Origin of the sequence: Thalassotalea algicola, assembly GCF_012932965.1 — a bacterium.
In the GTDB taxonomy this organism is placed as follows: domain Bacteria; phylum Pseudomonadota; class Gammaproteobacteria; order Enterobacterales; family Alteromonadaceae; genus Thalassotalea_F; species Thalassotalea_F algicola.
The window spans coordinates 190,408-212,762 of sequence record NZ_JABBXH010000004.1 but is presented as its reverse complement, the minus strand read 5'-3'; the positions used below and the strand labels follow the sequence as shown (position 1 = coordinate 212,762).

General features: G+C 38.2%; 22 protein-coding genes. 11 read left to right on the top strand and 11 right to left on the bottom strand.

The window, feature by feature from the left end; all coding sequences use genetic code 11:
- Positions 1 to 18: 18 nt before the first annotated feature.
- From HII17_RS12965 to HII17_RS12935, 7 genes are all read right to left on the bottom strand, one after another.
- Positions 19 to 249, bottom strand: a complete 231-nt coding sequence (locus tag HII17_RS12965) for a hypothetical protein (RefSeq protein ID WP_169075628.1) — start codon at positions 247 to 249, stop codon at positions 19 to 21.
- On the bottom strand, positions 242 to 946 hold the full coding sequence (locus tag HII17_RS12960; RefSeq protein WP_328824537.1) for a M15 family metallopeptidase: 705 nt from the start codon (positions 944 to 946) through the stop codon (positions 242 to 244). The genes HII17_RS12965 and HII17_RS12960 overlap by 8 nt, the downstream gene beginning before the upstream one ends.
- Positions 937 to 2,070 (bottom strand): succinyl-diaminopimelate desuccinylase, encoded by a 1,134-nt coding sequence (dapE, locus tag HII17_RS12955; RefSeq protein ID WP_169075804.1) that lies wholly within the window; start codon positions 2,068 to 2,070, stop codon positions 937 to 939. The genes HII17_RS12960 and dapE overlap by 10 nt, the downstream gene beginning before the upstream one ends.
- Before the next feature lies 1 nt (position 2,071).
- Positions 2,072 to 2,416, bottom strand: coding sequence for an ArsC family reductase (locus HII17_RS12950; RefSeq protein WP_169075803.1), 345 nt, complete (start codon positions 2,414 to 2,416; stop codon positions 2,072 to 2,074).
- A 1-nt stretch (position 2,417) separates the two neighbouring features.
- The gene (locus tag HII17_RS12945; protein WP_169075802.1) at positions 2,418 to 2,810 is read right to left on the bottom strand and encodes an ACT domain-containing protein; all 393 of its coding nucleotides are present in this window, start codon (positions 2,808 to 2,810) and stop codon (positions 2,418 to 2,420) included.
- Between the two features lie 429 nt (positions 2,811 to 3,239).
- The gene (pta, locus tag HII17_RS12940) at positions 3,240 to 5,351 is read right to left on the bottom strand and encodes a phosphate acetyltransferase (RefSeq protein WP_169075801.1); all 2,112 of its coding nucleotides are present in this window, start codon (positions 5,349 to 5,351) and stop codon (positions 3,240 to 3,242) included.
- Between the two features lie 3 nt (positions 5,352 to 5,354).
- The gene (locus HII17_RS12935; protein WP_169075800.1) at positions 5,355 to 6,554 is read right to left on the bottom strand and encodes an acetate/propionate family kinase; all 1,200 of its coding nucleotides are present in this window, start codon (positions 6,552 to 6,554) and stop codon (positions 5,355 to 5,357) included.
- Positions 6,555 to 6,716: 162 nt separating this feature from the next.
- Here HII17_RS12935 and yfbV point away from each other — a divergent pair, with 162 nt between their 5' ends.
- Positions 6,717 to 7,142: a terminus macrodomain insulation protein YfbV gene (yfbV, locus tag HII17_RS12930; RefSeq protein WP_169075799.1), complete on the top strand. Its 426-nt coding sequence runs from the start codon at positions 6,717 to 6,719 to the stop codon at positions 7,140 to 7,142.
- Here the strand turns inward: yfbV and rlmA are convergent.
- Complete coding sequence (rlmA, locus tag HII17_RS12925; RefSeq protein WP_169075798.1) at positions 7,135 to 7,944, bottom strand: 23S rRNA (guanine(745)-N(1))-methyltransferase; 810 nt, start codon at positions 7,942 to 7,944, stop codon at positions 7,135 to 7,137. The genes yfbV and rlmA overlap by 8 nt on opposite strands.
- 9 nt (positions 7,945 to 7,953) lie before the next feature.
- On the bottom strand, positions 7,954 to 8,760 hold the full coding sequence (xthA, locus tag HII17_RS12920) for an exodeoxyribonuclease III (protein WP_169075797.1): 807 nt from the start codon (positions 8,758 to 8,760) through the stop codon (positions 7,954 to 7,956).
- Positions 8,761 to 9,138: 378 nt separating this feature from the next.
- On the opposite strand from xthA, the gene HII17_RS12915 reads away from it, so the two are divergent.
- From HII17_RS12915 to HII17_RS12905, 3 genes are all read left to right on the top strand, one after another.
- Positions 9,139 to 9,834: a response regulator gene (locus tag HII17_RS12915; protein WP_328824546.1), complete on the top strand. Its 696-nt coding sequence runs from the start codon at positions 9,139 to 9,141 to the stop codon at positions 9,832 to 9,834.
- Between the two features lie 75 nt (positions 9,835 to 9,909).
- Complete coding sequence (locus HII17_RS12910) at positions 9,910 to 11,208, top strand: ATP-binding protein (protein WP_169075795.1); 1,299 nt, start codon at positions 9,910 to 9,912, stop codon at positions 11,206 to 11,208.
- 64 nt (positions 11,209 to 11,272) lie between these two features.
- Entirely contained in the window at positions 11,273 to 11,794 is a 522-nt protein-coding gene (locus tag HII17_RS12905; RefSeq protein WP_211185357.1) for a VC2046/SO_2500 family protein, read from the top strand.
- 19 nt (positions 11,795 to 11,813) lie between these two features.
- On the opposite strand, the gene HII17_RS12900 is transcribed toward HII17_RS12905, so the two are convergent.
- Both HII17_RS12900 and HII17_RS12895 read right to left on the bottom strand, forming a co-directional pair.
- Entirely contained in the window at positions 11,814 to 12,278 is a 465-nt protein-coding gene (locus tag HII17_RS12900; protein WP_268969167.1) for a YchJ family protein, read from the bottom strand.
- Between the two features lie 30 nt (positions 12,279 to 12,308).
- On the bottom strand, positions 12,309 to 12,737 hold the full coding sequence (locus HII17_RS12895) for a hypothetical protein (protein ID WP_169075793.1): 429 nt from the start codon (positions 12,735 to 12,737) through the stop codon (positions 12,309 to 12,311).
- A 227-nt stretch (positions 12,738 to 12,964) separates the two neighbouring features.
- Here HII17_RS12895 and HII17_RS12890 point away from each other — a divergent pair, with 227 nt between their 5' ends.
- The 7 genes from HII17_RS12890 to HII17_RS12860 all read left to right on the top strand — a co-directional run bounded on the left by HII17_RS12890 (position 12,965) and on the right by HII17_RS12860 (position 22,221).
- Positions 12,965 to 15,028 (top strand): trypsin-like serine protease, encoded by a 2,064-nt coding sequence (locus HII17_RS12890; RefSeq protein WP_169075792.1) that lies wholly within the window; start codon positions 12,965 to 12,967, stop codon positions 15,026 to 15,028.
- A gap of 271 nt (positions 15,029 to 15,299) precedes the next feature.
- Positions 15,300 to 15,905: an ANTAR domain-containing response regulator gene (locus tag HII17_RS12885; RefSeq protein WP_169075791.1), complete on the top strand. Its 606-nt coding sequence runs from the start codon at positions 15,300 to 15,302 to the stop codon at positions 15,903 to 15,905.
- On the top strand, positions 15,902 to 17,044 hold the full coding sequence (locus HII17_RS12880; RefSeq protein ID WP_169075790.1) for a CmpA/NrtA family ABC transporter substrate-binding protein: 1,143 nt from the start codon (positions 15,902 to 15,904) through the stop codon (positions 17,042 to 17,044). The genes HII17_RS12885 and HII17_RS12880 overlap by 4 nt, the downstream gene beginning before the upstream one ends.
- A 472-nt stretch (positions 17,045 to 17,516) precedes the next feature.
- Entirely contained in the window at positions 17,517 to 18,854 is a 1,338-nt protein-coding gene (locus HII17_RS12875; RefSeq protein WP_235938813.1) for a CmpA/NrtA family ABC transporter substrate-binding protein, read from the top strand.
- 132 nt (positions 18,855 to 18,986) lie between these two features.
- Positions 18,987 to 19,910, top strand: coding sequence for an ABC transporter permease (locus HII17_RS12870; protein WP_235938812.1), 924 nt, complete (start codon positions 18,987 to 18,989; stop codon positions 19,908 to 19,910).
- Positions 19,911 to 19,915: 5 nt separating this feature from the next.
- Entirely contained in the window at positions 19,916 to 20,767 is an 852-nt protein-coding gene (locus HII17_RS12865) for an ABC transporter ATP-binding protein (protein ID WP_408033889.1), read from the top strand.
- A 275-nt stretch (positions 20,768 to 21,042) separates the two neighbouring features.
- Positions 21,043 to 22,221: an alginate export family protein gene (locus HII17_RS12860; protein ID WP_169075786.1), complete on the top strand. Its 1,179-nt coding sequence runs from the start codon at positions 21,043 to 21,045 to the stop codon at positions 22,219 to 22,221.
- Positions 22,222 to 22,355: the final 134 nt, after the last annotated feature.

The window sequence follows — 22,355 nt, the reverse complement described above, 5'->3', positions numbered from 1 at the left end:
TTATCAAAAAAAGCTCCTTTAATCGGAGCTTTTTTCTTTATCAGCAATAAATGAATTGGCCGTTTTAGTGTAGCTTTGGTGATTTTTTCTCGATTCGTTTTTGTCTTTACGAGGTAGCGTCTCTTTTAAATCATTGAGCCCTTTTTTACGAAGCGGCTTATTTGAGGTTTTATGAACTGTGCTAAAGTTTCCAATAATAAATAGTATCACTGAAATTATTATTAATAATACCAACCACTTGTCATCCATGCTCAAAAGCTCCTATGTTAATAATGTACTGTTTATATAACTCAGGCAACATTCTCAAAATTGTTTTTTTTCCTTCAATATCAGTGTTGTTTAGTGTTTGTTCTAACACGTCTAAGGTAAATGATTTTTGGTACTGATTTGCAGTAGGGGCAAATGATATATGCCATGGTTCTATTGATACTCCATCTCGATAAGTATCATAAGGCCTGAAGAATCCATACCGACCAGCGTTTAGCTGTAACCAAGTACTTAATTTAGCCATGGGCCCTTGGTCTTGATATTCCCATACTTGTAATTGCAGTTCTTGACCTTCTTTAAGTAGGTTCGGGGCATAGACATCGATATCTGTCCCCCAATGATGACGACTTGCACCAGGAAGTGCAGAAAAAAGCATTATTGCTTTTACTTTATTGCTTTCTGACAGCTGAGTGATATCGACTACTTGCTCGTTTATGTCAAAGACAGGTAGTTGGCCTGTGAATTTTCTGTTCCATATACTAAGCTGACGCTCAAAAGAGCGAAAACTACTTGCTAACGCTAAGCTTAGCCCGTCTGATTGGGCATCTTGTTGCATTTTTTGCCATGCACTGGTAACCGTGGTGTGAAGCTTATGTTGACTTGATAATGATATTAAATGCTTTTCAGTATGCCCTGTTAGGACTTCAGCATCGATTGTTAGTGGTGAAGTTATTTGCACAATACATTAACCAATGTTTGATAATATATCTCTGCCAAATCAATTAGATCGTCGCAAGATACACATTCATTCACTTGATGGATAGTCGCATTACATGGACCTAACTCAATTACTTCAGCACCTGTTGGCGCGATGAATCGGCCATCAGAAGTCCCACCTGACGTTGATAGTATAGTCTTTCTTTCAGTAACCTTTTCAATCGCTAATTTTACACTATCGAGTAAAACACCAGGCTCGGTAATAAATGGTTTCCCATTGTAGGTCCATTTTATTTCGTAATCTAACTCGTGTTTGTTCAATATTTCAGTTACTTTGCTTACGATACATTGATCCGTTAATTCGGTGCTATATCGTAAATTAAAAAAGGCCGTTAAATTAGGTGGCACAACATTGGTGGCTCCTGTACCTGAATGTATATTAGTCAGTTGAAAACTTGTTTCTGGGAAGTACTGATTACCATTATCCCAATGTAATTGTGACAATTCAGACAAGGCTGGAGCTGCTAGGTGAATAGGGTTACTCACATGCTCAGGGTAGGCTACATGGCCTTGTTTACCTTTTATTAATAACTCACCTGAAATAGAACCACGACGACCATTTTTAACTACGTCACCAATAAGGTGAGAGCTTGATGGCTCTCCGACAATACAGTGATCTATTTTTTCATTTCTTGCTTCTAGGGTATCGATAACACGCGTTGTGCCATTGATAAATGGACCTTCTTCGTCGCTAGTAATTAAGTAGGCGATAGAGCCACTATGTTGTGGGTGATTAGTGACAAATTTTTCTGTAGCAACAAGCATTGCTGCTAGGGAGCCTTTCATGTCTGCAGCGCCACGACCATATAGCATACCGTTATGGATTACCGGTTCAAATGGCGGCGTATTCCAATGGCTTACATCGCCGGGTGGAACAACATCAGTGTGGCCAGCAAAGCAAAATACAGGCTTTTCACTACCGCGTCGAGCCCACATGTTAGTGGTATCTTCAAACACCATAGATTCAACTGAAAAACCATGCTTCTCCAATCTTTCTGCCATTAAGTTTTGGCAACCAGCATCTTCAGGGGTTACAGATTCTCGGGCTATAAGTGCTTTAGCAAGCTCGATAACTTCTTGATTCATATTAGCTCGTTACTTTTTCAAAATTATCGGCTTTAAATCCAACAATGACTTGAGCATTAATGCACAAAACAGGGCGCTTAATTAATGTCGGTTCATCCAACATTGCTTGCTTAGCGGTTTCTGATGTTAAGTTATTCTTTATATTATCGGGCAAATTTCTATAACTGGTACTGCGTTTGTTTAATAAAGTTTCCCAAGATGTCTTGGTAATAAACTCTGTTAAAGTGGCTTCACTTAATCCGTCTTTTCGAAAATCATGAAATTGATAAGGTACTTGGTTTTCGTCTAGCCATTTTCTAGCTTTTTTTACTGTGTCGCAGTTAGGGATGCCATAAATTGTAGTCATATTACTCTCTGATAATTCGGTAGTTATTAAGCTTAAGTGCTTCTATTGCTTCTTCTATTTTATTATTTTTTACTAATACATAGTCAGTATCAAATGTAGATATGGCAAAAATACTGATTTTTTCATTGGCTAACACTGTTGAAATTCGAGATAAAATACCAGTCAAGCTAAAGCCCAAAGGGCCTACTACTTCAAGTGCACGCCAATCTGATTCAACATCTTCACTTTCTATTGTAAAAGATTCAGGAAGTACTAAAGAGACTTCTTCATATGTCTTAGCGATAAAATATATAGGCGCCCGAAATACTTCAGGTGGTATAGTACTTTCTGGTGATAAAGAATGAATAGCAAAGGTTTTATTGAGTAATTGCAGCGTTAGACTTTTTTGATTCATTAGTTAAGTATTCGCTAGCGAAAAGATACTTTTATATTAGCAATTTTTGCTGAGTAACTCTAATGACAAATTACCACATAGATAATGTACAACGTCATGTTTCAGCCACTTTAATACTGTTTTTAGAAAAGACTGACAAAAAAAACAGTTAATCGAACGATATTTTACCTGACTTTTTAGCAAACTATTATAAAGACTCAAAAAATGATATCCACAGAAGCTGTGGGTAAGTTTGTTAACAACATCATGGTGGACATCTATTTGATTGATATATTAGGAAAATATATTTGGCTCGTTTTTTGACTAGTTGGTCTAAAGGCAATTTACGGCGTAAGGGTTAGAAAAGAGACAACTTCTCGATAGATAGAGCATAAAGAAATTAAAGCGCAACATTAATAAGCCAATTTGCGCTTTAATTAGACAAGTAAGTTAAGAATTAGCTTGAATGGCGGTAAGTGCTATTGTGTATACAATATCGTCGACTAAGGCGCCACGGGATAAATCATTGACTGGCTTAGCCATTCCTTGAAGCATTGGCCCAATGCTGATTAAATCCGCTGAACGTTGCACTGCTTTGTATGTTGTATTCCCTGTATTTAAATCGGGGAATATAAAGACAGTCGCTTTACCTGCTACAGGACTGTTCGGCGCTTTTTTCTTTGCGACATTTTCCATTATAGCTGCATCATATTGCAGTGGACCATCTATTACTAAATCTGGCCTTTTTGCTTTTGCAAGTTCTGTTGCTTGAGCCACTTTTTCAACATCAGCGCCATGACCTGAAGAGCCGGTACTGTAACTTATCATCGCCACTTTTGCATCGATACCAAATTGAAGAGCAGAATCAGCTGATTGAATCGCTATGTCTGCTAATTGATCGGCAGTAGGATCTGGGTTAATTGCACAATCGCCATAAACTAAAACTTGATCAGGCAATAACATAAAGAATACAGACGATACTAAGCTAGTATCTGGTGCTGTTTTAACTAGCTGTAAAGCAGGGCGAATGGTGTTCGCTGTCGTGTTGACCGCACCTGATACTAGCCCGTCTACTTGTCCAAGCTGTAACATCATAGTACCCAGAACCACATTGTCTTTTAGCTCTTCTCGCGCTACGACTTCAGTTAGTCCTTTATGCTTGCGTAAATCGACCATAGGCCTAACATAGTTTTCTTTGATTTCCCTCGGGTCGGTAATCATTAGACCCGCAGGTAAGTTAATACCTTGTTGTTCGGCAATACGTAAGATTTCCTCTTTATCTCCAAGCAATTGACAGCGAGCTATTTTACGTTCTGCACAAATAGACGCGGCTTTGATAGTTCTTATGTCATTGCCTTCCGGTAAAACTATTAGCTTGTCAGCATTACGAGCAAGGGCGGTTAGTTTATGCCTAAACGCTGGTGGGGAAAGTAAGTTGTTTTTAGATGCATTGTCAGAGAAATGCTGCACCCAAGTTGGTTCTAGGTGATCTGCGACAAATTGTTTGACCTTTTCTTGACGTTGTACATCGTCATCAGGAATTTCAGGGTTAAAATTCATGATATGACGTGATGTTTGCCAAGTATCAGATTTTACCGACAGTACGGGTAAACCTGCATCCAATGCTTGTTTACATAGTGTCAGCACTTGATCATTTGGTTTATAACCATTGGTCAGCAATAGGGCGCCGACCTTAGTACCATTTAGAGCTGATAAACATGTCGCGATAATAATATCTACGCGATCGCCTGGTGTGACGATAAGCCTGCCAGGAGCAAGGTGACTTACAAGGTTTGCCACAGAACGGGCGCAAAAAGTAACGCTTCTAATACGTCGATGTTCAAAATCACCAGCATTAATTATTTCAGCGTCTAAATACTCCGCTATATCTTTAATTCTTGGAGCTATTAAGTCGTGCTCCCAAGGAATAGAGCCTAAGAGTTTAAAGCTTGAATGGTTAAAAATACTTAAAGACTGCCAAGTTTGATTATCTAAAGGGGGAGCAATTTCATTTTCTCGAGGTAATAATCCGTATTCGTCTTTATCTGGTGAGTTGACCTTATTAATGATGCAACCAATGACACGTTTACTTTTTAGGCCACCGTAGGTTTCTGCGGAGACTTCAATACGGTCTTCGAATTCTGTCAATGTATCGCTATCTGGTGATGCAACTAATGCAATATCTACAGATAATGCTTGAGCCACGTCTCGATTTATACGCCCAGCATATGGTTGTCTCGTAGTTGGAATTAAACCTTCAACAATGACAATATCGTGTTTGTCAGCTAATTCAGCATAGTTTTCAACAATTTGTTCTAGTACAACCTCTAAATCTCCGTCGCCCATTTTTTCTTCAACATAACTTAGCGGTATCGACTTGCTATCTTTACTAAAGTAATTGTCAGTCTGGTTGGTTTTTCTCTTGTTTCGTGCGGGTTGAGAAATAGGCTTGTAGTGAACCACGTCTAAACCCTTTTGCTGGCAAGCGTGAACTAGGCCAAGTACCACACTGGTTAAACCTACGCCAAAACCAACCGGTACTAGCATAATTTGATGAGACATAATTTATCCTTGGATAAGTTGATAAGTTTGCTCAGCAATGACACCTTCTTCATCGGTAGGGATGACCAAAATGGCAGGTGAGTTCTGCTGAGCAATATTTAATTGCTGACCGAATCTGGCTTGGATATTCAAATTTTCTTCTATACTTAAGCCAAGTAACTTCAAGTGCTTAGTAACACAAGTCCTTACATAGCTAGAGTTTTCGCCTATTCCGCCTGTAAAAACAACAGCGTCAAGCTTTGTTAGGCTTGCAGTCATTGCTAAAATGGATTTAGCAATCGTAAAGCTAAATACGTCTAATGCTAACCTTGCTTGTGTATTGTTATTTTCAAGCGCTTCTTGTTCTAGTGTTCGACAGTCATTACTTATTTTTGAAAGCCCCATTAAGCCGCTTTCTTTATTAAGCAATTTATCAATAGTTTGTGGTGAATAACCTAATTGATTAATTAAATGTAATATAACACCTGGATCTAAATCGCCACTGCGTGTCCCCATAGCAACGCCACTAAGCGGCGTAAAACCCATGCTAGTATCGACACTTTTGCCCTGACTAACAGAGGTGACACTGCATCCATTGCCAAGATGTGCAGTAATGACATCAGTGCATTCAATAGGCTTATTTAACATTTTGGCCGCTTGGCGACTAACAAAATAGTGGCTTGTTCCATGAAAACCATATTTTCTAATACCATGTTGCTCGTATAAAGATGCTGGAAGAGGGTAACGGTACGCCATTTCTGACATAGACTGATGAAAAGCTGTGTCAAAAACTGCAACTTGTGGTAATTGCTCAAATGCCGAAAGCGAAGCTTCTATACCGACGATATTGGCAGGGTTATGAATAGGGGCCAATGAACATAAATCTTTTAGCGTGGTCATAACTTCATCATCGATTTTTGTTGGTAGATGATACTTTTCACCACCATGGACGACACGGTGCCCAATTGCAGCAATACTTTTAGCTAAACTTTCTGTATGTAAGAATTGAATTAGTGCATGTAATGCTTGGCTATGCTGATATGGAGCCGGTAAAGGTGATGAGTTCTTCTTGCTATTGTACTTAATGGTAATGTTAGCGTCATTGTCGCCAAGGCATTGTGCTAATCCACTTAAAATAAGTTTACTACTAGAAGGGCAAATAAGCGCAAATTTAAGTGATGAACTGCCACAGTTGATAACGAGAATATATTGGTTTTTTGTCATGATGGTTTAAGTATTTTCTTTTAATTGTATAAAAGTAAAAAGCAAGAATCTTTGTTTTAGTTCAAAATGTTAATCAGTAAATGTTTTTTAATAATAACAAGTTAATAACAACTTACATGTTTTTACTGTTTTTTTTTGCTACTTTGGTTTAAATTTAACAGTATGAAGTTAAGTGTAGTAGCTCTTATTAAACTCGGGTATCGGTATATTAAGCTTTGGCCTAATAGAGCCGAGTTAGTCCAATATTTTCCAGAATATCGAATTATTCGATTTGCCCGCATGGTGTTAAATGTAGCACCAGGTTTAGCGTTTTTGTCGCTAGCGCTCCAGATAAGCCTTCAACCGATAAATGGCTTAGTGATTGGGCTGTTTTATTTTATTTTATTGTTGTCTATGCCTTTGCAGGCACTAGTCATGTTAGGGGTTAAGGCCGATAAAGTTTTACCGCCATCGTTAGCATCTTGGTATAAAGAGGGAGTAGCAAGGTATAATCAACAAGGCGGCAAAGAGAAGCTATCTGTGCATAAACCTAGATATATAGATTTAGCACAACTATTAAATATGACGTACCAACAGTCGCTTAAATAGGTTTTTGATATAGCTTTAGTATAAAGTCTGTTTGACAATTAAAATTAGATTGCTGTCCTAGCCATTGCCGTGCTTCTTCACTTGCTTTAAAGGCAAATGGGGTCATTGATAATAAATTGAGAATATCTTCCCCAGTAGCTAGATTCATAGTGTAATTAAGCTGCTTTTCTTCAATCAATACCATGTCTTTTATTAGCTCTCTCTCTTCATTATGGGGTAAGGCGTTGTCGTAAATTCTTTGCTTTAGTTCTTGTAGGTGGTCACTTCCAGGGTAAACTACAGCAAGGTAACTGCCAGGTTTTAACACTCTAGTGAATTCGTTTTCTAATACAGGCGCATAAACCGAGATCATCCAATCAAAAAAACTGGTAGAAAATGGAAGTTTAGAAAGTGTGCCTACACTAAAGTGGCATTGTTTGTACTTCTTGCCTGCTTTTTTGATGGCTTCTTTCGCTATGTCTACCCCATATACTTTATTTGAACTATTTTTAAATTGGTGAGTGTAAAAACCTTCGCCGCAACCTGCGTCAAATACGTTACCTTCATGGTTTCCGTAATATTGATACCAATTTAGTAACTCGTTGATCAGTGGCTGGTAATAACCTTGCTCTAAAAAGGCGCGTCTTGCATTAACCATAGCTTTATTGTCGCCAGGGTTCTTTGAATGCTTAAACTGCACTGGAAGCAGATTGACATAGTTTTCTTTTGCCAAATCAAAACTATGGTTTTTCTGACAGCGATAAATATTCGCTGTCAGAGAAAGTTCATTTTGGCAAATGGGGCAAATATAAGTTGCAGTCATAGGTGATAGTTAACTGAAAGTAGACCAGATAGGCGCATGATCTGAGGGTTTCTCTATGCCCCGCAGTTCATAATCTACATCGGATTCTTGACAAGTTTTAGCTAAAGCTTCTGTTGCTAATACAACATCTATTCGTAATCCGCGATTATCGTCAAAGCCACGAGAGCGGTAATCAAACCAAGAATAACGTTCAGTACGAGACGGGTGAAGCTCTCTAAATGTATCTTTAAAGCCCCAGTCCATTAGTGCTTTAAGCCATTCTCGCTCTTCAGGTTGGAAACTACATTTACCGGTTTTTAACCAGCGCTTTCTGTTTACTTCACCGATGCCAATATCAAGATCGATCGGAGAAATATTTATGTCCCCCATAATTACTATGTTTTCATCTGGTTGATGATGATCATTTAAATAGGTCATTAAATCTTTATAGAATTGACGCTTATATGGAAACTTAGTTTCATGAGCAATATTGTCACCTTGTGGGAAATAACCATTTAAAACTGTTACTTTTTCGCCAGCTTCATTAGTTGTTTCAACCATAATCATACGGCGTTGCGCTTCTTCTGTATCGGTTGGAAACCCTTTCATTATTTTATCAGCAGGCTTTTTACATAACATCGCTACACCGTAGTGCGCTTTTTGACCATGAAAGTATACGTGATAACCCATCGCTTCAACGTCTTCTATGGGAAAAGCTTCATCGTGAACTTTGATTTCTTGTAAGCCGATAATATCCGGTTGATGTTTGTCTATTATAGCTTGAAGTTGATGTAATCTTGCACGCAGGCCGTTGATGTTAAAAGAGATGATTTTCATTATTTGTTTACTCTGAACAATTTATATCGCGATATCTTATCATTGGTAAAGCGAGTGCTAAATACGTAAAGCTAAACAATTTATCGATTAATTAAGAAAGTTAATTAAATGTGTAGCTATATAAAGAGTCACGTTCAAAAAAACTTAAAAAGGTAATTAATTTAAGAATTTAAAGTAATTGTAACTGAGTGTAGCTTTTACGTAACACCTTGTAGTATCAGTTGTTAATTCTTTGTAACTTATCTAAGCTAAGCATCAGATTGTAACGCAAATGAAAATTTGTAACTAACTTGGCTAGTTAGCTTCCTTTTTGGTTAGGTCTTTAGCCACGGGATATTTATATATGTGGAGTAAGAAATGTCAGAGAACATGTCATCGGTGAAGAAAATATTGTTGGTAGAAGACGATCGCCAATTATCTGATTTGGTTACAGACTTTTTAACAAATGAAGGCTTTCATGTTAAGCAGGAATTTCGTGGTGATACGGTAGCTAAAAGAGTAGAGAAGTTTACGCCGGATCTTATTATTTTAGACATAATGTTACCTGGCAAAGATGGCTTCGCAGTTTGTCGTGATATTCGTCCTACTTTTAAAGGACCAATATTGATGCTAACCGCCAAAGGCACAGATTTTGATCAAGTGTTAGGTTTAGAAATTGGTGCAGACGATTACGTGATTAAGCCAGTAGAACCAAGAGTATTACTGGCTCGTGTTAGTGCGTTATTACGTCGCGGTGAATTACCCAAAGAAGGTAATGAAAAAGCAGAGTTAAACATAGGTTCGCTTTATGTTAATCGTAGCTCTCGTCAAGTAACGTTACAAAATGAAAATATAGAGCTTACAAGTCAAGAATTTGATCTGCTATGGTTACTCGCCAGCCGTGCAGGAGAAGTGCAAAATCGTGATTACATATATAAAGCTGTAGTTGGTCGTGAATATGACGGAATGGATAGAAGTGTTGATGTAAGAATTTCACGATTACGTAAAAAATTACATGATAGCAATGAAACGCCATTTCGTATTAAAACAATTTGGGGACAAGGTTATCTATTTGTGCCAGATGCCTGGAGTTAATCATAAATATAAGCTGTTGGTAAGATAATCAATCAACAGCTTACTAAATCTGCCCTTATAAACTAGAAGCCATGCATGAATAAATTTGCCAGAGTTGGTCGCTCTTTTCTAAGCCTATATTTTATTATTACTTTTACTTTTATCGTCGCCTCATGGTTGCTTGACGAAGTGTGGAGATCTTATTTAGAGCAAGATATTGAATCCTATACTGGCTACAAAACTATGCTTCACGCAATTGAAGACTATATTGTTAAAAACCCTGAACTAGAGTGGGAGCAGGTGGTATCAGGAGCTGCAGAACGATATGAGTTGCCTTTAAAATTAGAGTCAATTGCCAATATTAAAGATATTACAGACAAAGCTGATCGTCGTTCACTTCGAAAAGGTAATACATATGTCTATTACGATGATGATAAGGTTGAATTGCATCATCTAATTCAAGGTAGTAACACGGTTATAACGTTAGGTCCAACTAAGATGCCGACTCGACCTAGAGCGGAGGCTTTGGTGCGAGTAGTGCTGCTGTTAATCTTAGCGATTATTATTCTTTTTTGGCTATGGCCTGTATCGCGAGATTTAGATCGTTTAAAGGAAGCGGCACACAGGTTTGGCTACGGCGACTTTTCTACTCAAGCTCCAAAAGCACAGTCAAGTATGATGACAGGGCTTGTCGTAGGTTTTAATGCGATGACAATACGAATTAAAAACCTTATCGAATCGAATAAGGAACTTACTAATGCCGTATCACATGAACTTCGAACCCCGTTAGCTCGGAGCAAATTCGCGCTGCAAATGTTGCAAAACATAGATGACAAAACTAAACAGCAAAAGTATATAGAACAAATTCATGGTGATATTTACGAATTAGAAGCTTTAGTTAACGAACTGTTAGCTTACGCAGCGCTAGATAGTGATAAGCCGGAACTACAATTTAAACAACATAAGTTAAATGACATAATTGCCAGGCAAATATCGTTAGTTAAAGATCTTTGTCCAGATATTAGCTTTGAAAGCGCGGAAAATGATTTAGTCGCGTTATGTGATAATCATTTTATAGAAAGGGCACTTAGTAACTACTTAACCAACGCCATAAAGTATGGTGACGGTAAAGTATTGGTTACCCTAACTGAGCAAAATGACTACTGTATTATTACCGTCGAAGACAATGGCTCTGGAATCGACAGTTCGTTAGAAGCAACTGTTTTTGAAGCCTTTACTCGTGGTGAACAAAGTAGAAATAAAGAAACAGGAGGATTTGGCTTAGGGCTAGCTATCGTCAAAAGAATTATGGATTGGCACCATGGTACTGTATATGTAGAGAATAGCTCATTAGGCGGAGCACGATTTATATTAAAGTGGCCAATTAAATTTTAGTTAAAGACTTTTATTTAATTGTCGATAACTCTACTAAGTAGTTAATAATATCGGCGACAGTCTTTTGGTTGAATATGATGTGCTCACCCATGAGTTACAATTAGGTGAACAATTAAATCACTGTGTTCATCAGTCTAGACGTGCTGATTTTGCTTTGATGCTTGCGATGTTGACTGATGATGTTAGAGCACAAAGCCAGTTTCTCTTACCAAAAACTGAACTTCAGAAAAAAACAACGTCTGACGAACAACTGCGAACAGAATTTGACTTACCAAACCCGCAATCAATGGCATTAGATTCGCTTGACGCCATTGATTGTTTTAATCAGTCTTCACATGTCAATCAAGCATTAATGGCAACGATTCAATTAGAAAATGCAATTGCCCCACGGCCTTTAAGCTTTAGGAATGATAAAAAGCATATCCCGGCGGTTGTAAAATCAAATACTAGTTTGTCATGTCAATTAAGACAGGAAGAAGGGAATGAAAGGGAAAAGCTATCGCTTGATGCTAAAGGCTGGCTTAAATCTATTAAGAATAGTTTGCTAAATGAAGAGGTCAAACAAGCAAACCTACAGCTTGCTTAGTGTTAATATTTCAACAAAATTAATTGCTACAACATTTTTTAAATTTCTTACCACTGTTGCAGGGACAGCTATCATTGCGTTTGATTTTTGATATTTCCTCATGTTTAACGATATCACCATTCAAGTAACGCCACTGTTCATCTTCTTTAATAAACCGAGATATTTCTCTCATCTCAAAAAGCCCTGACTTGTGTATATAAAAGGCTGAAAATTCAACCGTAGCAGGGTGAAAGAGTTCGCTAGCATGATGTATAGATAATTTTATCCAAGTATTTTCGTCAATACCTTCTTCTATGTCGGTTAGCGTTAGCTCTTGCTGTTTTTCATTAGCGTAAGTTTTTAAAATATATTGCGCGTAACCAGTTGCATAAGCAGAAAATCTAGCACGCATTAACTCTTCTGGCTTTAGAGGCTGCTTTTTTGATTCAATAATCGGTAAACAACATTGGCTAAAAAGTTCATTTGAACAACAAGGACAATTCATCAATATTTAAATAATTAGTGTTGACGCAATCTAGTGTAATGCTTTTGCCTGATTTAATACAACGCAATGCGTTTGACCTTTGGTTGCACATTCTTCTATATGTCTTAATTGATCATTTGATAATTGTGCATTACAAAGTACTACTGCTGCGCAGTTACCTCGCATTAATGTTTGTTCAATCTTTATTTGTGCAACGTTAACCTTATTAGCGTGTACCCATAACATTTGTTCATTATTGCTCTTGGACAACTGGTGTACTTTACTTAGTGCCTGTTTATCTGAAGAAACGACTAAAACCCATTTTTTATTGTGTAGATAACGTTGGTTCACTAAATTTATTTCACGGTAAATGTCAGTTTCAGCACTAAGTGTTTTCTGATCTAACCAAGGTTTCAATTGATATACGCTTGTTGTATTTCTTTCTAATCCATTGATGTTTAACGTTTTTAAATTACCCATAAGTCACCTGTATAAATTAATCTAGATACTGTATGGATGTACAGTATTATTGTTTTGTATCAAAAGCAAGTAAAAAATGGATAAAAATGAATCAGTAAATATCGTAAAGATTTTTAAGTTGGTATTTACTTTATTGAGTAGGGTGATCTATAAAACTTTTAAATAAGTCTTTTATCTTGTCTTAGAATCTTTTATTGTTGCCCAATGCAAATGTTAAGGAAATGTTAATGAAAAAATTTATGTTAGCTGCAATATCAGCTGCAATTGTTATATCTTCACCTGTAGCGGCAAAAAATAATAATGAATTAATTAAGCCGAAAATTGTTGGTGGTGAGCAAGCTGAAAGTGATGCATGGCCATGGATGTCAGCATTGGTTTATACAGGAGAAGCGTTAACTACTTCTTTGTCAGTTGGTGGTGTTAATTATGAATCTGAGCCATTCACGAATGGACCATCTGGCGATGCTTCCGGCGAATTAATGGATTGTGGTATTGGCGATCAATCTTGTAGTGATGCGCAAAATAAAATTTGTTTGATTGAACGTGGTGAAATCAACTTTTCAGTAAAGGCTGAAAACTGTGAATCTGGCGGTGGTGTTGGTGTTGTTATATACAATAATGTAGAAGGAACGATCAACGGTACGTTAGGAGATGATTTTTCAGGCACTATTCCAGTAGTTTCTATTACGCAAGAAGATGGTTTGCACCTAAAAGAAAATAGTTTAGGTGAGATTGCAGACATTTCCATTTCAAGTGAAGCATCAACAGTACAAAACTCTACCTGTGGTGCTAGCTTCTTAGGTGGCAAGTGGGTCTTAACCGCAGCGCATTGTGTCGATGGAGCTTCGTCTCAATTCTTAAAAGTTAATGTAGGTGAGTACGATCTTTCTAATGGTGCTGAAAATGCAGTATCGATAACGCAAATCTATATGCACCCGGATTATGATGATGTAAATTTAGATAATGATGTTGCTTTAATTGAACTAGTCGAAGAAGTTGATGCACCAGCAGTTTCTCTAGCGTCAGATGAAACGACAGATGTAGCAGCAGCTGATGCGAATACAGTTACAGTTATAGGTTGGGGCGGAAGAACTGGTTATGCACCAGGAGCTGGCCCAACAGGGAACTTTCCTGATATTTTGCATCAGGTCGATTTACAGTTAATGACCAACCAACAATGTAAAGAGATATTAGCCAATTCATTATTTGGTGGAAGTGGTGATCCTGAAAGTACAGGCATTTCAGAAATGATGATCTGTGCAGCAGTTGCTGGTGGTGGTAAGAGCTCCTGTCAAGGCGATAGCGGTGGTCCTTTAGTGTTAAATACAAATGAAGGTTGGCAACAAGTAGGCGTTGTTAGCTGGGGCTATGGTTGTGCAGCTGAAGGTTTTCCAGGTGTTTTTGCTCGCATCGGTGAATTTGATGACTGGTTAACTGGCATTTATCAAGGTATAGCGATTACTCAGCGCCTTGATTTTCACGTTGTGGCCACTGAGCAAACACAGTCAACAAGTATTCGTGTTTCAAATAACAGCGAAGTTGATGCGTCCGTTAGTTATGAAATTGATGAAGAGAATGGCTTTAGCTTAGTGGATGGTGAATGTAGTAGCATCAATGCAGGTGAAAGCTGTCAGTTAACGGTTAATTTCTCAAATTCAGATATTGGTTCCTTTGATGCTAAATTAGAAATTGAAACAGACAATAGTGACGTAGAGACAAGTGAATCTAAGTTGATGGCACAAACCATTGCAGGTTCGAGCGATATTGAAACAGTACTAGGTGCTGATGAAAATGTTAATTGGTACAGTGGTGGAGAACAAGCTTGGGTAAGCCATGCCAATGGTGGCATTGAAAGTGGCACTATTACCCACTTGCAAGATAGTATAGCGATGGCTGTTGTTACAGGCGAAGGTGAACTTAGCTTTGAATGGGCCGTTTCATCTGAAGAGAATACTGAAGATCCTTCATCGCCTTATGATGCGCTATTTATTTATATTAATGGAGAAGAGGCCGGCTTTATTTCTGGGGAAGTAGAATATGAAGCTCAATCAATCACATTAACCGGCGAAGAAAACCGCATTACTTGGGTGTATAATAAAGATCCAGCTGCCACTGAAGGTGATGATAAAGGCTATTTACGCAATGTAAGCTTCACGCCTACGGAAGTACCTGTAACGCCAACGCCTACACCAACTCCTACGCCAGTTGAACCGAACAAGAGTTCTTCAGGTGGCGGTAGCTTTGGTTGGTTATTAGCACTTTCTACGCTAATCCTATTTAGACGTAAGTAATTATTGTAGATAGAATTAAAAGCCAGCTTATAGCTGGCTTTTTTATGCGCATTTGTCGGTTGCTTGTACGTTAAGTTATTTTATTTCTTTGGCTTCTCGCTCGATTATTGTTCACCAAAATAAAGCAAACTCGCCTTATTATTGTTCATTCTAAACTATTAGGAAATCAGTACGTCATGTAACCTATTGTTTATTATATTAAATATATTTGGTACGTATTTTGTTTATTTATATTTTCAGCCATAAGCGTTACGGCATATAGAAAGAGAATATGGATATAGCAGCAACCCAAGAACTCAATGTATTGTTAGTTGAAGACGATAAACAAAAAGCACAGTCGTTGATTGGTGCCTTAGACCGTTCACAATATTGTATTCGACATATCACCACAACGGGTATGCCGTTATTAAAACAAGTTGAAGCACTTCAACCAGATGTTATTGTCATTGATGTAGAGTCACCAAGTCGAGATGTGCTTGAAAGTTTAAGCATAATCTCATTAGCAAACCCTAAACCTATCGTTATGTTTTCAGAGCAAAACGATACTGAAACCATTAGTCAATCCGTTAAATCAGGTGTTAGTGCTTATATCGCAGGTGATATTGCCTTTGAACGCGTGCGTTCAATTTTAGATACTGCGGTAGCACGCTTTAGTGAATATCAATTGCTTAAAAAAGAGTTGGTGCATACCAAACAAAAGCTTTCAAGTCAGCGTGTAGTAGAGCAGGCAAAGATATGGTTAATGGAAACAAAAAATCTAACAGAGAAAGAGGCTTATCATCGTATTCGTAAAATGGCGATGGATAATAGCCAAAAACTAGAAGAGGTAGCTAGAAGTATTCTCTCGTTAGCAAAAATGTTGGAGAAGTCCTCATGATCAAAGAAAGTCAGCCACGTTACTTAGTTGAGAAAAGTGATATTAATATAGGGTTTATGCCATTAGCTGATTGTGCACCGTTAGCTGTCGCTTTAGAACAAGGCTATTTTAAAGAGCAAGGCTTAAACGTAACGTTAAAAAAACAATACTCGTGGGCAACCATGCGGGATAAATTGCATGCTGGTGTATTAGATGCAGCCCAATTGTTAGCTCCAATGCCGTTAGCTAGTAGTTTAGGAATAAATGGAGAAAAGCATCAAGTCATTGCACCTATGGTTCTTAGCCAAAACGGAAATGCGATTACACTATCAATGGCATTATATGAAGAAGTAAAGGCGTTCAATAAACTGACAACGCTAGATATACCACTTAGCGCAGGTTTACTAAAGCCAATCATCAAAGCGCGTAAATCGGTAGGACAAAAGCTGACCTTTGCTACTGTTTATCCGCATAGCTGTCACTACTATCAGCTTTGTAGTTGGTTTGAACATAATAATATTGCCATTGATGATGTTGAGATTTTAATTATTACGCCGGTTAATATGGTTGAAGCATTACGCAGTGAAGATATTGATGGTTTTTGTGTTGGCGGTCCATGGAATGCAAAAGCTGTTAGAGACGGTGTAGGCGTAACTTGTGTAACTTCTTGTGATATTTGGCCAAACATCCCAGAAAAGGTGCTCGGTATGTTAGCTGATTGGCAAAAGTCCTACCCAGAAACGACTAAAGCGTTAATTTATGCATTAAGAAAAGCATGCAACTGGTTAAGTAATGTCGCTAATAGATTTGAAGCTGCTCGCTTGCTTAGTCAACATCAATATTTAGATTTACATTTGTCGGTAATTGCTCCGTCTTTAATTGGCAGCTGCCTAGTACATCATCAACAATCGCCAAGACATGTGCCAAGTTATAATCAGTTTTCATCTGAAGGGGCTGAATGCATTAACCGTCCCGATCACTTTAAAGGTGAATGGTTATTAAGCCACATGTGTAAAGTCGGACAGGTAAGCAGTGATAAACTTTCGAAAAATATAGTGGCAGAAGTATTCAGACAAGATATTTATCAACAAACATTCGCTCCAAAATTCTTAGTGTCAGATATAGACGAAACAACTACCGACATAGCGGAGCAAGCATAAAAGCACAATTAAGGCGCAAAACTGCCCAAATTCAATGCAAAATATTGGTATTGTATAAGTTAATTAGTTGCGCAAATGTATATAAAAACCAATAAATACAATGGCTAAGGTGGTTTTTAGAATATTGGCACTAAATATGAGTAGTATTGGTTAAGTAATAGATTCAGTGAATCTGTCCGTTTCTGTTAGTGAACGTAAAATGCTAACCCTGCAATGGCTGTAGGAAATTGAATAGCAAAATTGCTATCGCCCAAAGAGCATAAGCATTCTTTGAGGAATAATAACAAAACTTAATTTAACTAATTTCCCACAAGGGCGTGGTAAGAATTAGTTTGGCATTGTGGCCCGCATGTGACTGTATTTTGCAGTTCACAGCGGGCTTTTTTATTTGGAGGAAAAAATGTTGAATTTAACGCTAACCAAGAGCAAGCATTTCTGCCGTAGAATAATCGGCCAAGCCTTAATAGCTGGCATGTGTATTTCAAGCAGCTTGGTCACTTTGCACGCTAATGCAGAAGAATTGGGTTACCCTGAAAAGGAAGAATTAAAGTTTGGTTTTATTAAATTAACAGATATGGCTCCTATTGCCATTGCTTATGAAAAAGGTTTTTTTGAAGACGAAGGGTTATACGTAACCATTGAAGCTCAAGCAAACTGGAAAGTGTTACTAGACGGTGTTATAGACGGCCGCCTCGATGGCGCTCATATGCTTGCAGGTCAGCCAATTGCTGCAACGATTGGTTATGGTACAAAAGCAGAAATTATTACGCCATTTTCTATGGACTTAAATGGTAATGGTATTACTGTTTCCAATGAAATATGGCAACAAATGAAGGTTAACATTCCTAAGCGTCCTGACGGAAAACCTGTTCATCCAATTAAAGCTGATGCCTTAAAGCCAGTTGTTGAAAAGTATTCAGCGTCAGGTAAGCCGTTTAATATGGGAATGGTATTCCCAGTATCTACGCACAACTATGAACTTCGCTATTGGCTAGCCGCTGGCGGTATTCACCCTGGTTTTTATGCACCGCATAAAGGTGATACTTCTGGACAGATAGACGCTCAAGCATTGTTATCTGTTACGCCACCACCCCAAATGCCTGCAACGTTAGAAGCGGGAACAATTTATGGATACTGTGTAGGTGAACCTTGGAACCAACAAGCAGTATTCAAGGGGATTGGTGTACCTGTCGTCACAGACTATGAAATCTGGAAAGACAATCCTGAAAAAGTATTTGGCATCACGAAAGCGTTTTCTGAAAAGTATCCAAACACGACAATTCGTTTAACTCGTGCTTTGATACGTGCTGCTAAGTGGTTAGATGAGAACAACAATGCCAATCGTCCGGAAGCTGTAAAAATATTATCGCAATCTAACTACGTTGGCGCTGATTACGATGTTATTGCAAATAGCATGACGGGCACGTTTGAATACGAGAAAGGTGATAAGCGTGACGTACCAGACTTTAATGTGTTCTTTCGATATAACGCAACATACCCGTATTACTCTGATGCTATCTGGTATCTAACTCAAATGCGTCGCTGGGGCCAAATTAGCGAAGATAAACCTGATACTTGGTATAAGGAAGTCGCCAATAAAGTCTATCGCCCTGATATATACATGAAAGCTGCACAAAGCTTGGTTGATGAAAAGCTAATGGCGGCGTCTGATTTTGCTGAGCTTGCCAATGAAGATGGCTTTAGAAACCCACAAACGCACTTTATCGACAATATCGTTTACGACGGTACTAAACCAAATGAATACATTAACAAATTTAGTATTGGTTTAAAGGCTGGCGACAAAATCTAGCCGATAAAAATTCGTTATTCGCGCAACATATAACGGTTGCGCGTATGGAGTTATGTAATGACAACATTAATTAATAAATTTATTTCGTTAGAGCAAGGTTCTTCGTTATTGCTCGAGCTCAAGCGGCTACTAATGACTCGGTTACAAGCCATTGTATTACCAACAGTTGGTGTTGCATGTTTTCTAATTATTTGGTCGCTAGCGGCAAACGCAATCGATACCTCACTGGGTAAGTTTCCTGGGCCAAAAGCGGTAGGTACGCAAATCGTGAATTTGTATCAGGAGCATGTAGCTGAACGTGAAAAAGAAGCGGCCTTTTACCAACGACAAGAAGTGAGAAATGCTAAACGCTTAGCTAAAGATCCTAGTTATCAACCTAAGATAAGGGCGTATACCGGTAAGGAAACTTTTATTGACCAAATTGGCACTAGCTTAGTTACTGTACTAAGTGGTTTTATTGTTGCTGCAATAATAGCGATACCACTAGGTATAGCGGTTGGTTTAAGTAAGGCATTAAATACGGCAATTAATCCGATAATCCAAATATTTAAACCAGTCTCACCGTTAGCATGGTTACCACTGGTGACAATGGTGGTAAGTGCAGTATATGTTTCTCCAGAACCATTATTGGCCAAATCTTTTGTTAACTCGATGATCACCGTAACTTTATGTTGTATCTGGCCTATGGTCATTAATACCTCTGTAGGGGTTGCTGCAATTAACCAAGACTGGGTCAATGTCAGTCGAGTACTGCGTTTACCAAGTTTGGTGCATGTACAGAAAATTGTATTACCTGCGTCTATTCCTGCCATTTTTACTGGCATGCGTTTATCACTGGGTATTGCATGGATGGTACTGATTGCTGCTGAAATGTTGGCTCAAAACCCTGGACTTGGAAAATTTGTTTGGGATGAGTTTCAAAACGGTAGCTCTCAAAGCCTAAGCCGTATTATGACCGCGGTATTTGTAATTGGTTTTATCGGCTTTCTTCTAGATAGAGGTATGTTGCAATTACAACGTATTCTATCGTGGGACAAAGATAGCGCTAAGCGTTAGAGGAGATGAATATGGATTTGTTATTAGATATCAGCAAAATTGATATGGTGTTTCCAACACCTAAAGGTGACTTTACTGCGCTTAAGGAAGTTGATTTAAAGATTCATAAAGGAGAGTTTATTTCGCTTATTGGTCACTCTGGGTGCGGTAAATCAACAGTGTTAAATGTCGTTGCTGGTTTATATCAAGCAACTAAAGGTGGCGTATTGCTTAATAACAAATATGTTACTGAACCTGGGCCTGAAAGGGCGGTAGTCTTTCAAAACCATTCCTTGTTGCCATGGTTAACTGCGTATCAAAATGTCGAACTTGCTGTAAAGCAAGTGTTTAAGAAGACAATGAATAGCAGAGAAATGAAAGAATGGATAGAACATAACCTTAAACTTGTTCATATGGATCATGCCATACATAAGCGACCCGATGAGATATCAGGCGGTATGAAACAACGTGTAGGAATTGCTAGAGCGCTTGCTATGCAACCAGAAGTGCTGTTAATGGATGAGCCGTTTGGAGCACTCGATGCATTAACACGTGCCCACATGCAGGACTCTCTTATGGAAATTCAAGAAGAGCTAAATAATACCGTAATTATGATAACTCATGATGTCGATGAAGCGGTTTTGTTATCAGATCGAATCGTAATGATGACAAATGGACCTGCAGCGACTGTAGGTGAAATATTGGATGTAAACTTGCCTCGGCCGAGAGATCGTATTTCTTTGGCTCAAGATGCCGAATATAACCGCTTACGCTCGGCAGTATTAACATTTCTTTATGAAAAACAACGGAAAGTAGAAACGATTTCATCAAGGGAAAAAGTTGCATCATCGTCTACTCAGAAGGTAGACGTAGCCTAAAACTAAATTATAACAACAAAATGCTTCGTATGAATTTATCAATTTACGTTAGCTATTGTGCGCACAATCACTAACCTTTCTAGATTTGCTAGTGTTCCGCACTATTTTGATGCAACAAATATTGATTGAAATCATACTTTTGACATTTTAATACTGAAATTAACAAACAAACTACAAAATTTGATATGGCTTAATAAACCTTAAAAGGAAACTGCCTATCATCTCGCCATAACCAATGTAGTTATAAAACTTATAAATCCTAATAAGGAAAAAACATGAAAATTAACAAAGTCTCTCAAGCAATATTAAGCACCTTAACTCTCAGCTTATTATCACCGATTGCTTTAGCCGGTGATGAAGGTAAGGCGACATTGGATTTTCGATTGCGTTATGAAAGCGTTGAACAAGATAACGCTGCAAAAGACGCAGATGCTTTAACGCTAAGAACAAGGTTAAATTATAAAACAGCAACCTATAACAATTTCTCTGCATTCGTTGAATTTGAAGATTCACGAGCTGTAGGTGTTGACGATTACAACGACACCAACGGAAATGGTACTGAATATTCGGTAATTGCTGATCCAGAGCATACAGAAGTTGATCAAGCTTATGTGCAATACAAGGCAAACGGCTTAACAGCTAAAGTCGGTCGTCAAGTGATTACTCTTGATAATCATCGCTTTGTTGGTCATGTTGGCTGGCGCCAAGACAAGCAAACTTTTGATGCAGCATCTTTTAGCTACAAAGCAAGTGACAAGTTTGATATGACTTATGCTTATATTTCTAAGCGTAATCGTATTTTCGGTGAAGAAAAAGATTTAGATGCTAAAGATCACTTAATCAATTTAAGTTATAAAACTGCTTACGGTAAATTAACTGGTTACAGTTATATGTTGGAAGTTGATGAAGGTGCAGACAACTCGTTAGATACTTACGGTATACGCTTTGCCGGTGCTAAAAAGTCTGGCAAAAACAAATGGGTTTATGCGGCAGAGTTTGCGACACAAGAATCTGACAATGGCTCTACAGAGTACGATGCAGACTACATGTTGGCCGAGCTAGGTTATGTTTATAATGGCATCACTATCAAAGGTGGTTATGAAGTATTAGGTAGTGACAACGGTAACTACGGTTTCTCTACTCCTTTAGCGACGCTTCATAAATTTAACGGTTGGGCTGACCAGTTCTTGGGCACACCTTCTCAAGGTTTAGCAGATATGTACGCGTCAGTTTCAGGCAAAGCATATGGTGGTAAATGGGCAGTTGTGTTCCATAACTACGAAGCTGACGAAGATAAGGGAGGCGTAGATGACCTAGGCGATGAAATTAATATTTCATACGGTAAGAGCTTTAACAAAACATTTTCTGGTGGTATCAAGTACGCTTCATATTCAGCGGGAGATATAAAAGTTGATGCTGACAAACTATGGGTTTGGGTTGGCGCTAAGTTTTAAATAATCGTTACTCTTCGAATATAAAGCCTGAACCCTATGTTCAGGCTTTTTTATCTAAATTGTTATAAATTCACCTTTAAATTTGCACTTTGCTAGTGCAAATACTCCACTTCTAGTGCAGCTCCACAGTTACT